This is a genomic window from Enterobacter cloacae complex sp. FDA-CDC-AR_0164 (assembly GCF_003071645.1).
Lineage (GTDB): Bacteria > Pseudomonadota > Gammaproteobacteria > Enterobacterales > Enterobacteriaceae > Enterobacter > Enterobacter ludwigii.
Map to the genome: position 1 here is coordinate 2323261 of NZ_CP028950.1, position 13594 is coordinate 2336854.

At 48.6% G+C, this 13594-nt stretch carries 15 protein-coding genes and 1 pseudogene; 8 read left to right on the top strand and 8 right to left on the bottom strand.

Annotation, left to right across the window (positions count from 1 at the left end; all coding sequences use genetic code 11):
* Positions 1-203: 203 nt before the first annotated feature.
* Positions 204-956, bottom strand: a complete 753-nt coding sequence (locus AM410_RS11500; RefSeq protein ID WP_050737352.1) for a hypothetical protein — start codon at positions 954-956, stop codon at positions 204-206.
* Between the two features lie 122 nt (positions 957-1078).
* Between AM410_RS11500 and AM410_RS11505 the strand changes: the two genes are divergently transcribed.
* From AM410_RS11505 to AM410_RS11515, 3 genes are all read left to right on the top strand, one after another.
* Positions 1079-1537 (top strand): helix-turn-helix domain-containing protein, encoded by a 459-nt coding sequence (locus AM410_RS11505; protein ID WP_126488034.1) that lies wholly within the window; start codon positions 1079-1081, stop codon positions 1535-1537.
* Positions 1538-1706: 169 nt separating this feature from the next.
* On the top strand, positions 1707-2585 hold the full coding sequence (locus tag AM410_RS11510; protein WP_236900118.1) for a DUF6998 domain-containing protein: 879 nt from the start codon (positions 1707-1709) through the stop codon (positions 2583-2585).
* 498 nt (positions 2586-3083) lie between these two features.
* Positions 3084-3317: a hypothetical protein gene (locus AM410_RS11515; RefSeq protein WP_081308099.1), complete on the top strand. Its 234-nt coding sequence runs from the start codon at positions 3084-3086 to the stop codon at positions 3315-3317.
* A gap of 988 nt (positions 3318-4305) precedes the next feature.
* Here the strand turns inward: AM410_RS11515 and AM410_RS24350 are convergent.
* Positions 4306-4417, bottom strand: a pseudogene (locus AM410_RS24350) (SOS response-associated peptidase); the annotation flags it as partial.
* 234 nt (positions 4418-4651) lie between these two features.
* On the opposite strand from AM410_RS24350, the gene AM410_RS24115 reads away from it, so the two are divergent.
* Genes AM410_RS24115 through AM410_RS11530 form a run of 3 tightly spaced genes read left to right on the top strand, consistent with a single transcriptional unit; the run spans position 4652 to position 5816 of the window.
* Positions 4652-4768 carry a hypothetical protein gene (locus AM410_RS24115; RefSeq protein WP_236900121.1) on the top strand — a complete coding sequence of 39 codons (117 nt, stop codon included), beginning with the start codon at positions 4652-4654 and terminating at the stop codon, positions 4766-4768.
* Positions 4769-4790: 22 nt separating this feature from the next.
* On the top strand, positions 4791-5219 hold the full coding sequence (locus AM410_RS11525) for a hypothetical protein (protein ID WP_108647840.1): 429 nt from the start codon (positions 4791-4793) through the stop codon (positions 5217-5219).
* A gap of 33 nt (positions 5220-5252) precedes the next feature.
* Entirely contained in the window at positions 5253-5816 is a 564-nt protein-coding gene (locus tag AM410_RS11530; RefSeq protein ID WP_106503469.1) for a hypothetical protein, read from the top strand.
* A gap of 539 nt (positions 5817-6355) precedes the next feature.
* On the opposite strand, the gene AM410_RS11535 is transcribed toward AM410_RS11530, so the two are convergent.
* From AM410_RS11535 to AM410_RS11560, 6 genes are all read right to left on the bottom strand, one after another.
* Positions 6356-6568, bottom strand: a complete 213-nt coding sequence (locus tag AM410_RS11535) for a hypothetical protein (RefSeq protein ID WP_108647842.1) — start codon at positions 6566-6568, stop codon at positions 6356-6358.
* A 69-nt stretch (positions 6569-6637) separates the two neighbouring features.
* Positions 6638-7597, bottom strand: coding sequence for a LacI family DNA-binding transcriptional regulator (locus AM410_RS11540; protein WP_025203317.1), 960 nt, complete (start codon positions 7595-7597; stop codon positions 6638-6640).
* A 77-nt stretch (positions 7598-7674) separates the two neighbouring features.
* On the bottom strand, positions 7675-8580 hold the full coding sequence (locus tag AM410_RS11545; RefSeq protein ID WP_108647844.1) for an ROK family protein: 906 nt from the start codon (positions 8578-8580) through the stop codon (positions 7675-7677).
* 41 nt (positions 8581-8621) lie between these two features.
* On the bottom strand, positions 8622-8951 hold the full coding sequence (locus AM410_RS11550; RefSeq protein WP_014171499.1) for a PTS lactose/cellobiose transporter subunit IIA: 330 nt from the start codon (positions 8949-8951) through the stop codon (positions 8622-8624).
* 2 nt (positions 8952-8953) lie between these two features.
* Positions 8954-10276: a PTS sugar transporter subunit IIC gene (locus AM410_RS11555; protein WP_014171498.1), complete on the bottom strand. Its 1323-nt coding sequence runs from the start codon at positions 10274-10276 to the stop codon at positions 8954-8956.
* A gap of 14 nt (positions 10277-10290) precedes the next feature.
* A complete protein-coding gene (locus tag AM410_RS11560; protein ID WP_014171497.1) occupies positions 10291-10602 on the bottom strand; it encodes a PTS sugar transporter subunit IIB in 312 nt (103 codons plus the stop codon).
* 169 nt (positions 10603-10771) lie between these two features.
* Between AM410_RS11560 and AM410_RS11565 the strand changes: the two genes are divergently transcribed.
* Together AM410_RS11565 and AM410_RS11570 are read left to right on the top strand one after the other, a co-directional pair.
* On the top strand, positions 10772-12043 hold the full coding sequence (locus AM410_RS11565; RefSeq protein ID WP_020883745.1) for a PTS sugar transporter subunit IIC: 1272 nt from the start codon (positions 10772-10774) through the stop codon (positions 12041-12043).
* A gap of 208 nt (positions 12044-12251) precedes the next feature.
* A complete protein-coding gene (locus AM410_RS11570) occupies positions 12252-13589 on the top strand; it encodes a maltoporin (RefSeq protein ID WP_025203318.1) in 1338 nt (445 codons plus the stop codon).
* Positions 13590-13594: the final 5 nt, after the last annotated feature.

A 13594-nucleotide genomic window follows, 5' to 3' on the forward strand; every position in this document is an offset into this window, starting at 1 on the left:
AATAATGCCTAAGTAAGTGCTACTGCATAGTTTAGGAGGCTAAGCTCTATCCTGAGCCTACTCCTACCGAACATAAATCACGCTGTCATCCCTCGAGTTTAGCTATAAAAATCCATAAGTCAGACTCTTGCTGAGTATTGCATCTAGGTTACTTTGGATGGAATGGAGCGTAGTCATGTCTAGACCTAATACAAAGCCGAGAATCATAAATTATTCATGCAGTTAGTGTAAATGAATGACGATGAATCTTGGGCGTTCTGTTTAGGGTGTTCATATACATAATCAACGAAACTTTTGTAGAGCTTAATCATCTGGGGAGTGACTTCTGACTTGCCATTCATATTATCGAGGCGCTGATAATACTCCCCTTTGGCCATTCCACTATTTCGACCTTCAGTTACGTTTGCAGTAAATTGAGCCATACCTATGCACATTTGATCTTTATGATTATTCGTTTTATCCGGATGGAGAGCGCCTTCCAGCACTTTGTCACCGCTAATGGCATGTTGCGCCCACATTGAATTGTTGGCTATGAACTTTTTAGATCCGGTGGCAATACCGTATTCAACGCGGATTCCATTGTCGTGATAACTGCCTCCTGCATCTTTTGTCGCTAGCTTTAAAGAGATACGGCAACCGGGGAGCGTTTTGTGTTCTTGCACCGAGATAATAACGGTGTCCGTATCGCAATCAGCAAAGCTGTATTCGGGGTTAACGTAGGTGTTCGTTTTAAGTAGTAACCCGGTTAAGCCGTTTTTATAGCCTTTTGCCGGTAGGGTTTTAAAGGCGTTACGGTCGCCATTCTTAATCGCTTCCCGAAAGTGATCCATACCGATGCGCGTCGCCAGTTGATCGATGCTTTCTGCTGCATAAGATGAAGATGACGCAGCGATTAACATAATGGTCAGCACAGACTTGGCTGAAAAACCGGGCTTACTAAGCCGTGTTTTTGACATGTTGTTATCCCTCAGAATCCACCCCAGCGGTGATTTTAACCGCATAATAACGCATTGATTCAAAATGTCACTATTGGTGCGTGGCTCTTTAGTGGACATCTGCGCAAATTCAGGGCATGAACATGACCCTGAGAAAACTGTTTGGACAACGAGTAAAAGAGTTGCGCATTGCCACCGGAATGAGCCAAGAAGCTTTTGCCGATCGGTGTGGGTTTGCTCGTAGCTATATGAGCCGCATTGAACGCGGCGGTTCTAATGCGTCTTTGGATGCGATTGAGGTGCTGGCTAATGCTCTCAGTGTTGAGCCGTGGCAGTTGTTAGCGTCTGACTCATCTGAAGATAACGATCCTGAACTGTTGGTTCCATACGCAGCCGATGGTTCCTGTTTTCACCCCGGTTTGGCGAGCACCCGTGATGGTTCGTTTGGCGTAGGTGATAAAGCGGCTCAGAAGCGTTTTGGCACGTTTTCTGAAGCTCTTGAGTATCTCCGTAGCATGGAGACAGCAAAATGGCGTAGGCCCAATGCCAGTGGCAACTGGAGCATTGTTTCGGCAGTGCGGTGGGGCAAACTGAGAAAGTGAAGTAAGTGTAAGTTTATAAATTCTGGATGCTGTATTAATGAACAGTCTTCTTTGGCAAAAGATGAGACACCTATGAATCAGTCTTACTCTTCTATAAGAGTCGACAAAACATCAAAACCCAGGTGCGTTACGTAGGCGTTACAGTGGCATTTCACTTCGGCAATGGAGAGTGTTTTTGAAAAATAATCATTTAACATCATATGATTGGCTAAATGCGCTGAATAATCTTGAATTGCTGTCACTTCATTCCGAAATTTTAACGCAGTTGCGTTCTAGAGGTGTCATTCGCACCAAGAATAATCCTGTTGGTGACTATGCTGAATGGCTGGTTTCTAATGCACTGGGTATGACTCTTCTCAGTAATTCCTCGGCGGGTGCTGATGCCATTGATGCTGATGGCCTGAAAGTGCAGATCAAAGCTAGGAGAGTTACGCCGGATAATCCTTCCCGGCAGCTTAGTGCCTTGCGTAACTATGAGGCAGCCGATTTTGATTATTTAATCGCGGTTATTTTCGATGGGACTTACAACATTCTTGATGCTTACAAAATCCCACATGAAGTAATACGAGATTATGCACGGCATAGTGACCACGTTAACGCACATATCGTTAACCTCAAGGGCGCGATTCTTACTGATCCCCGAGTTAGTTCCATCAAAGAAGACTTGATTGTCAGGAGTTCGGTTTCAGTCAATGAAGCGGCTATGCAAACCCTTCCACCCGAACCTGTGGAAGAGGTTTTGAATCAACCAGAGAAGATAACGAGTAGTGTTACCCTGGTCAGCCTCCTTAAGGCTATCGGGATGGAGTGCTTTGTAAACTACTACCATCATTTTGCCGATTCAAATTTATCAAGCGCTGATATCATTGAGCAAATGCACTCACGTGAGGGTTATACAGAGAAAAGTTGCCGGGGCCGTCTCAGTAAAGCGCGAAAAGTGATCAGGGATGGTTTAAGTATTGAGGCTTTGACGTTGATCGCTGACTCTGGGCGAATACAAGATTCTGTCAGAAGTGACGCGCTAAAACTTATCAGCGTTCTGGAGTGAAGCGGTTTGCAAAACGTTGTAGTTCCTCCTACAAAACCCTCCTACAATGCACCAAGTTTTTGTTAATAAATCCATGGGATTACGAGATCTTTGGAGCGGGGGTGATTTCCCTTCGCCCGCTCCAGTCTCTCCCTTTCTGAAGAAGCCCTTTAAATCCTTCTCTATCAGCAAATTAAATAGTTACCTATTTTAGTCGCCTATGGGTTCTACCATTATGATCCGCCCCTGGTAACTGTCACGCTAAGTTACACGGTGAGATGACATGATAACTCAGCGTTGGCGGCAGTTGCATCCTCACACCGCGATAGTAAAACGTGAAAAAAACCTATCCTGGCATTGTTATGACATCGACAGACTGATCACTCGCATTAAAGCCCGATATACAGGCTCTTCCAGCGCTTCGACAGATATACGAGCACCCTGATAAGGTGTGATCCCTCAGACAATCTGATGAAGTCGCTACGCTCTGCTTGTTGCTTGTACCACTAACGGGGCTTTATGGCTTCTATTGTCCAAAATCTGTTAGTTGCGCATTTTATGCACCCTGGATACCCTGAGATTAATCCTATTAACTCAAGGGTGAGCATGGCTATCGGGAAGAGACAGAACCAAAAAGAATTACCTGAAGAAGAGTTGGATCGCTTGCTGGATGATCTTGAACTCACACAGGAGCAACGAGAGTTTATAGAATCCATGCGGCAAAATAACGAGAATAAAAACAACGAGGAGTAGTGTTTATGGCGGGGATCTGTGAAGGGGGCAGCCGTAGCTGCTAATCTTCATCTTTCTAAACAAAATGGGCTAAACTCTTTATTTGAGCTTTTTTCAAATACGCATCAGGCCTATTATAGAGTAAATTCTCCGCATCCTTATTTATCCATTGCTCATTCTATTAATCCTATAAGCAGAAATTTTTTAACCTAGATCGTTAAGCATATTGGAAGAGGCGAGAGTAACCAGAATTAAAAAGCCTCTCGAAAAGAAAAAATGGGTGATAAATTATGTTATCTGAGAACATAAAGTTATTGAGTCAATCTCGATGTTGGTAGTATTATGATATAATTCAAGGGTATAGTGATGCTTTTCTTTCTATATGAGTCGCCATTTCTTCTGGTTTTTCTCAATTTCATTTGCACATCAAGAACGGCTCTGATTTTTATATCAGAAATCAATAAATTTATTAGATCAGTTGGTTTGTTATAAACTCCTCGTGCCAACTTGATCTTAAAAGACCGCATTAAATATTAAAAATATCGAAAGAATATACCCCTATGGATGGAGTGCAAAGTGAGAGCAGGTGTTTTTATAACAAACAACGGAGAGGGTTTGTGTATCAATATAGGAGATGGTTTAATTAAACTCCTACAGGGCAAATTAAAGCCTCAATGGGGGGTATTTTATTGGGTGTTTTTTGATTTTAATGAATGATAATGCGCCGAAAAATATTAATTTCCCAGATTTTTTAAATCTATTGTTCATATATATTTCATTAAATACGTGCCTACTCCTTTGCCAGAAAAATTATCGCCGGTGAGCTGTGGACGTCAGAGTGTAACCGGGAAGTGTACTTCATTCTCGTCAGCAGGGAATTGCCGGTATGAATCAGCAAGGTGAACGGCGTTTGCCGCGCAACAGAACGAAAACTAACATTCATTACAATTTGAGTTATCTACTGCAGCCTTATATAAATCAGGCTCGATGACTAAATCTTCACATTCCCGACCACTCCGTCAATAACTATCTCTTCTGGCTCTTTACCGGGCCATTCATTGCCGCACAAATTCAGGGATCAGGACAACCGGATGCCGGTCATGTATATCTACCAGACCTTGAGCTGGGCCTCCGTACGCGTAAAATCGTCACCACGGCGCATGGCATCACCGAAACGCGCTTCCTGTGGCGGGGCTACCGCCTGTTGCAGGAGGAGCAGGAAACCAGGGGTTCAGCACTTATGTTTATGACCCGAATGAATCCTGTAGCCCGCCGGCTGGGATGATCATCTGCGTGACCAGAGCAGCGGTGAGATTTACTGGTTCAGTACCGATTTGAATGGTGCGCAACTGGAGGTGACCGATGCGCGTGGCGAGGTACACTGGAGCGGCCAGTATTGCAGTTTTGGCGAAGTCCGCTATCAGACTGCAAGGGCTACAAAGCTTGTTCAGCGCACGGTGATGCCGCATTAGCCGTTTCGCTACGCTGGGCAGTATGCTGACGGTGAAACGGCTGCTCTATGTTCTGCTACTACCCTTTGCGCGCAGTCGGGCGACAGCAATAAGCCGAGCATGGGGAGAAGAAAGAGAACTGGTTGCAGCTGGAGGAGGAAGCCGGGACTGGACGGCCGCTGAACGCGAAGTAATACTAAGTACAAAAAATAATCGCCAATTATCGTCGGTTATGTCCGAAATGGGCTATACAGGCCATCATATCAATAGTGTGAAAGGGAACGGTGTTTTAGGAGGAAAATGGCAAGGCGATCCAAGGAATATTGTATTTCTCCAGAATGCTAATCATCCAAGCGGCTATGATGAACATTTACATGGTTTGCAAGGTCACCGAGGAAGTTATGACACTCCAGGTAAAGGACGATTGATAGACCGTAACCTGACCCGTAAGAATTTAAAGAGCTGTCAATAATATCAGTGAATGTGATAAATATGAGGTGTTATTATGAGTGAAATTGAAGAGTCATTAAAAAAATTTGTTGCTATTTGCAATAAATATTCACTGTCCGGGAGTTTCAATATCGTTAATGACATTGACAACGTATTCCCTTCCAACTTACCTCGCTCGGCAGAGTTGGATTATTTATATGGAAAAAATAATCCTGAGAAGTTAAAAATAGAAACAGGTTTTACGCCAATTAAATTTTATTCAGTCAGTGAACTTGCAAAAGCTCAAAGTGGTTATGAATACTTACCAGATAATTATCTTGTAATTGGCGATGATTTAGGTGGTGGTAAGCCTATAATTGCTGTTGTAGATGAAGGTAATACCTCTATTTATGCGTCTTATGACGTAGTTGAACCGTTTAAAATAGCTGATAATCTCTCTGGCTTTTTACTTTCACTAACAGAACTCATTGATTTGGTATATGGTTATTACGATATTTTTGATATAGCAGATGATAATGATGAAGTAAAAAAAGATTTTATGGATGAGTTAAAGGTAAGGGTTGTTCCATTTATCGGAGATGAAAATTTCAATGCATTTTATGATTATTTTTATGGATGAATCTCTGTGTTTCCTTTGATGGGGGATGTGGGGGTATAATTATACGGGCCGTCTTGTAGGTGGTCCGCCTGATTATTTTTGATCTATAATACGATGCTTGATATTATTTTCTTGGAAAAATTATATTATTCCACGTCAGATGAAAGGTCATGAGCTAGTCAGCAGGTTACAGTTGAGTTGATAAGAAAATTTGACCCAGCCTGCGTGTGAATAACTGCACCCACTTTGCCTTCATCCCCATCTTCAGCGCTAATCGGGAGTTAGCCAATTCTACTACATCAATATCCGATTAGTCTCGCTTGATATCTACTGTAAGGACATTTCCCTTCGTAAATGCAAGCCTCATGCCGGTGCTAATTATTACTGGTACCTTTTCCGTATAGCTGCGATCGGTATAGTGGGGGAAATATTCACGTTAAGAGCAAAAGACCGGTTCATTAATGAAGATGTAAATGTTTGCCGGTCAAATGACTTAGAAAGTGAAATAGGAACGGTATTTTGCTCCGCCGCCCCCCAAAAAAACAGCATCCTATCTGCAATCAGGACTGTTTTGCCGCTTTACTCTGTGGGCAATCGTTGCCGCCCTGCATCACAACTTTTTCACTGCGCGAAGCATCGCCATACACGCATAACGTACCTTCATCGGTATGAATTTGCTCTTTCAGCGGCAGGGACGTTTCCTGGGCGATGGCATAGCAGGAGAGCGCCGAGAAAAGGGTGAGGGCACTTATGAACAGAAAGGTTTTCATCATCTCGCTCCAGAACAGGGATAACGTCTATTGTGTTATCACACCCTTAAGCCGGCAATCGCTGCGTACCCGCTAGCTTTTTTCCATCACCGACTGGCGAGGTGTGAGTTTACCAATCACGGGGGAGAGCTCTGACGTGCGAACAGGTCGGCCATCCACCAGGCTTTTAATGCGCTCAACGCACTGAGTGAGCAACTGATCCATTGGCCACGAGATACAGGTCAGCTGTGGATAGAGCTGGGTTGCCAGAGGCGAATCTTCCAGACTCAGCAGTGATACTTCCTGCGGAACGGAAATGCCAAATTCCCGGAACAGACGCATCGCTTCAGCGGCATAGGCATCACGTTTAACCACAATGGCGGAAAACTTGCTCAGGCTGTTGATAAGCGTCAGCAGCGCCTGTTCAACATCTTCATTCGCCGTTAACACCAGCTGGCGATTAAACGGCAAAGAGTAGTTTTGCAGGACGTTGCGATAGCCTTCCACCATCTTTTTACTGTTGTCATCGTGTTCGCTGTCAATCACCAGTGCGATATTGCGATGGCCCTTACCCGTCATGTAACGACAGGCGCTTTCCGTCGCAAAGGCAAAGTCATATCCCTGAGGTTTCGCATCCACCACGGGACGATCGAAGGAGATAACATTCTCTGCGCTACCGGCCGCAACCGGCCCAAAGACTACGACAGCAACGCACTGGCGCTGAAGATCATCAACGGTGACAGCCTGCTCAACAGGGTCGTTTACGTACTCTACGATGAGCGTTTTATTCAACGCTTTCATGGCGCGGGAGAGCGCAGGCAGCAAACGTGCTCCGCTGCTTTCATCCTTCGCAGAGAGAACCAGACCAACGTAGCTTGATGACTGACTTGCCAGGTTTTGCGCGGCAAAGCTTGGGCGATAATTAAGCTCTTCTACGGCGCGCAGCACGGCTTCACGGCTCTCTTCGCGCACGCCGCGCGTCCCCGTCAACACGCGTGAGACGGTTGCTCGTGAGACATTGGCTAATCGTGATACATCGTCAATCGTTGGCATAGCATTTTCTGCGTGGTGGGTTTTGGTTATCTTAACATAACCCACCTTAAGAATCTTAGCGCCCCCCACAGGCGGTTTCACGTCTGCGCGGCGTGCAAACCCGGTAGCCACGCCGCGCCACGCACGCCACTGGCGTCGCCGTAACGGGCCGGGACGATACGGGTACGGCAGCTTTCCGAGAAGATGTAGGGCCTGATGGCGGCCGGAAGTTCGTCGTACAGCTGGCTGACATTTGATAACCCACCGCCCAACACAATAACCTGCGGATCAAGAATATTGATCACCGAGGCCAGACTGCGGGCAAAAGCGTCGATAAAGTGTCGCCAGTGGGCCCGCGCGGTCAGGTCTCCCTGGGCCGCCGCTTCAATGATGGCCTGCGCGCTCAGTTCGCTGGGATAACGGCGGGCAAAGCCGGTGCCAGAGATAAAGGTTTCGATACAGTTATGTTTCCCGCAATAGCAGGACTGCGCCGGACCATCCGTCTCGGGGGCATAGCCAGGCAACGGGTTATGTCCCCATTCGCCAGCGATGGCGTTTGGCCCCTGAAGCAGACGCTTATGTACCGCCACGCCACCGCCGCATCCGGTACCGACAATTACGCCAAAGACGGTATCTGCTTTCGCGCCTGCGCCATCAACCGCTTCAGACAGCGTGAAGCAATCTGCGTCATTGGCTATCCACACGGGCTGATTGAGCTGCTTTGCTAAATCATGCTTCAGGTCGTGACCGTTGAGCACCAGGCAGTTGCAGTTTTTAATCAGCCCGCTTTGTAGGTCGATGGCCCCCGGCAGGCCAATACCGATACTGAATGGCACTTCACTTACCGCGCGCGCTTCACCGATAAACGCCAGCAGATGGTGCATAAAGGCGTCATAACTCTCTTTTTGCGTCGGACGACGCTCACGCCAAAGGCATTCGCCCTGAGGCGAAAGCAGGACGGCTTCCATTTTTGTGCCGCCAATATCGAGTCCAAGATAGTGCATACGTTCCTCGAAAAGGAGAGGCCAGCGCCTCTCCTGAATGGTTATGCCTGACGAGTGCGGTACAGCTCGATCAGCTCCGTCACCAGTTCTTTCGCCAGAATCGAGGTCATCAAATGATCCTGAGCGTGCACCATCACCAGCGTCATTTTGGTTTTGCCTTCCCCTTCGTCAGCTTCGATCAGTTGGGTTTGTACCAGATGCGCTTCACGGGCGAAGTGCGCCGCCTCTTTCATTCGCGCGTCGGCTGAGGCAAAGTCACCTTTTTTTGCGAAGCCAAGCGCTTCGTAGCAGAGACTGCGTGACTGACCGGCATTGATAATAATGCCCATGACCTGTTCTTCTAATTCCATCAGTAACCTCTGTGTTTTCACTATCAGGCGGACTGTGCCGCTTCTTCAGATTGTTCAACCGCATTTTCATGCTCTTGTTCCAGCAGCTGCTTCTCGTACGCTTTGAGGAACGGGAAGTACATGGCCGCTGAGGTAACCATGCACAGCAGGCAGAGGATCACCGGGCTAAAGCTCCAGTTGGCCGCCCAGGATGCGCCGATAGGGGCAGGCGTTGTCCACGGTGTCATCGAGACCACGCGACTGACCAGGTCGAAATCAAGGGCAAAGTAGGCGAGGGTGGCGTTGACCATCGGAACCAGCACGAACGGCAGGAAAAAGAGCGGATTCATGATGATAGGGGCACCGAATAAAATTGGTTCGTTGATATTAAACATCCCCGGCACCACACCCATACGCCCAATGGTACGCAGATGCACCGCTTTGCTGCGCAGCAGCAGTAACGCCAGCGGCAGCGTAGAGCCGACCCCGCCAATCAGCAGGTAGTGATCCCAGAATCCCTGAACGTAAATGTGCGGGATCGCCTGACCGGCAGCCATTGCTGCCTGGTTAACCGACAAGTTCGCCATCCAGAACGGGTTCATAATTCCGGTGACAATCAGTGCGCCGTGGATGCCCGCAAACCACAGAACCTGGCACACCAGCACCGAGAGCAGAATGGCAGGCAGCGTATCGGAGGCGGCAACCAGCGGTTTCACCAGCGACATAATCGCTTCCGGAATAATCATGCCGAGCTGGGCCTCAATGAAGAGGTTGAGCGGGTGCAGAGTGACAACAATTGCCAGCACCGGGATCAGAATTTCGAACGAACGCGCAACGCCCGTAGGCACTTCTGGCGGTAGGCGGATGGTAATATTGTGACGCTTCAGGAAGGCATACAGCTCGGTAGAGTAGATAGCCACCAGAATGGCCGTGAAGATCCCTTGCCCGGAGAAATAGGCGGTAGAAATCTGTCCGTCTTTTAACGGCGCAGCCACCAGCAGAAATGCCATCAGCGACAGCATGCCAGCGGTAAGGGCATCCAGATCGTGATGTTTGGCCAGGCTCGCGGCGATCCCGACTGAAATGAAGATCGTCATGATCCCCATGCTGAAGTTGAACGGCAGCATCAGGGCTTCACGGTGATCCAACGAGAATTGCAGCCATGCCCGGGCGAAACCCCAGGACGTGTCGGGTGAGAAGGGCGGGAAAATAAACACCAGCATAAAGGAACCGACGATCATGAACGGCAGGGCAGTGATAAAGCCGTCACGAATCGAGGTCACATACTTCTGCTGCCCGACGGCGCCTGCCATCGGGGTAATTTTCTGTTCAATGACCTGGATAAGTTTCGCGTACAGAGAGCTCATGGGTTTTCCCTTCGTTATTTGTTATCTATCAGGGAGAGGGCGAAATCGAGAACGGCGCCCCCTTTTTGCATGCCGTAATCCATCATGTTGATAGGCTCAACACGGATCCCGTATTTATCAGCTTGTTTCTGAAGATCGCTTTGCATGTACTTCACCTGCGGTCCAAGCAGCACCACCTGATAGTGACCGACCTGCTCGGCGAATTCGGCCACGCCAAACGCTTTGATCTCCGCTTCCAGGCCACGCTTTTGCGCTTCGTCGACCATTTTTTTCACCAGCAGGCTGGTGGACATCCCGGCAGAACAACACAACATGATTTTTTTCATAACGTCTCCTTTGAACTTACGGCTGGAATATAGTCATCATGGAACAAAACGGAAAGCGCTTTCCATTGGTGGATAAGGTAATTGTGACCGCGATCACCTGAGGGAATCTTTCACTTTGTCCGGATGTGCGAGATCATCGCGGCTATTCACGAACTATTAAGGTCGACTTATGAACATTCATTTGATGAATGTTGCTGTGGATTTGATTGAGCAACGTCTCACACCAGCAGCCAATATAATCACCAGAAATCAACATATTACCGCGATGCGGGACGGCTTTTCCCTCGCCATGCCTTTTGTGATTGTGGGAAGCCTGATGGTGCCGCTGCTGTTTCCACCGTTCGCCATTTCAAGTGCATCGCGCCTCGGACACGTCTATCTGCTGCTGCGTCCGATGCTGTTGCCAACCTTTGAGCTGACGCTCGGACTGGTGGCGCTGATTGTCGCGTTCGGTGCCAGCGCCAGTCTGGCCAAGCAGTATCAACTCCCGGAACGGCTGTGTGGACTCACCGGCTGCCTCTCCTTTTTGCTGTTCATTGGCTTTCGGGATAACGGTGCAACGAATATTTTTCTGGGCGGGATGGGGCTTTTTACTGCGCTCATTTCAAGCGCTTACTCTATTGAAATAATAAGGTTTTTCTACAAGAGAGGGTGGTGCATTCGTCTGCCGGAGGAGGTACCGGTGATGACGCGAAATGGTTTCCAGCTGCTGATGCCGCTGCTGGTGATCATGCTCTCCATTAGCGTAATGAATGCCGTGATGCTGCAGACGACCGGACAAATTTTGCCACAGCTGATTGGCGAGGCGTTACGCCCGCTTATCGTGGCATCCGATACCCTTACGGCGGTGCTTATCTCCTTGTTTCTGTGTAATCTTTTATGGTTCGTCGGTATTCATGGCGCCCTGATCATTACGGGCATCATGAACCCGTTCTGGCTCACCTATCTGTTTGAAAACCAGCGTGCCCTGGCCGCCGGGGAAGCCGTGCTGCCCCATATTTATCTGCAGGGATTCTGGGATTTTTATCTGCTGATTGGCGGTATCGGCTCTACGCTGCCGCTGGTCTTTATGGCGATGCGAAGCCGATCCCGGCAGTTGAAGAGCGTCGGGAAAATTGGCCTTCTGCCGTCGCTGTTCAACATTAACGAGCCGATATTGTTTGGTTTCCCCGTCATCATGAACCCGGTTTTTTTACTGCCCTTTGTGTTTGTACCGCTGATAAATGCCTGTATAGCCTGGTATTTAACCCAGCTTGGCGTGCTCGACAGAGCCGTCGCCATGCTGCCCTGGTCTATGCCTTCACCGCTGGGCGCAGCCTGGTCGGCGAACGGCAGCTGGAAAAATATGTGCATGTGCCTGTTCGCCTTTTTCAATGCATGGATGCTCTATCGCCCCTTCTTTAAGGTTCATGAACGCCAGTTGATGCAGCTGGAAAAATAATCCCCGCCTCCCTGCTTCTGCCCGTTCCTGATGGGCAGAAGATTATTTCGTGACATTCTTCACAAAAATTTTCTCTTTGATCTTAAATTTGTGATTCAATCCGGCAAACATGGAAAGCGCTTTCCGTTTGTGGATGTACATTTCCAGATTTGATCCTTACATTTCCCCTGCACGTTTAACCGTGAAAATAAAAATTCAAAGGGAACCTATGCAAACGTTAATGAAATCAATACCTCTGTCCTTGATTGCTCTTACTGTCATCAGCGGTTATGCCAGCGCCGATGAGAAATATGATTTCGCCCTCCACGGCTATTTACGCTCGGGTATTCTTGCCAATAGCGATGGCAACCGGGTCGATTCGGTGGGGCTGATGCCTGACGGGAAATGGCGTCTGGGTAACGAAGAAGATACCAAAATTGAGCTGATCCCGACGGTGACGCTGAAGTCGGATTCAGGCGCAGTCGCACGTATTCAGGCCAACCTGACGCACCAGACCAAATGTACCGCCGACTGGAACTGTACTGACGATGACGGCAAAGAGACCCAGTTCCGCGAAGGGTTTGCTGAATTAACGAATCTCGATTTTGCCCCGGACATGACCTTCTGGGCCGGTAAACGCTACAGCAGCTCCAACCTTTCCAGCCACCAGTTCGACTGGGAGTACATTCAGTACAACGGAACCGGGGGCGGGTTCGATAACCTGGACTTAGGCTTTGCGCGCTTTGATGCGGGTGTGTATGCCTTCTCGACCACCGACGAAGCCAAAGCTTATCCGGTAGATCTGGGGGATCAGGGCTATCCGGACGACTATTCGCTTAACCTGTGGTTTAAAAAGATTGGCGGCACCGGGCTCGATGTCGAACTTATCGGCCACCACATGAACCGCAATGAAAACCATCCTACCTCGGCTGAGAAGGGGTACGGCGTGACCGCGCTGTACAACTTTGACAGCTTCTACGGCCTGACCAACGGATACTCCCGCATCGCTTTCCAGTATGGCAAAGGCCTGGCCGCCGCGGATTCGCTGGGTAAAAACGGCTGGGGCTGGGCAAACCTTGAGGATACGCAATCCTGGCGCGTCGTGCTGGACAGCATGGCCAACCTGGGTGACGTGGAAGTATCGACCTTTGCGTTTTATCAGAAAGACAAAAACTACCGCTGGTGGACCAACGACGATGACGGCTGGGGACGGTCCATGTGGGTAGCGGGTATCCGTCCGTATCATCAGATAACCAAAAACTTCGCCATGCAATATGAGGTGGGCTACGAATATCTGGATGATAAAAACTACATGGGCGTAAACGGTAAAGGGAAAGGTGGCCTGACCAAGGTGACCATTGCGCCGACCCTGACCTTTGATTCAGGTTTCTGGAGCCGTCCGCAACTGCGCTTCTTTGCCACCTACGCAAAATGGGATAAAGGCGTCTCGGATGCGATGGACAGAAATTACGACTGGAGCACTGGCACCCTGAGTCCGGGGGGATATTCACGTAGCGGCGATACCGATACGCTGAATTTTGGTGTGCAGGCTGAAGTCTGGTTCTGAGGAGA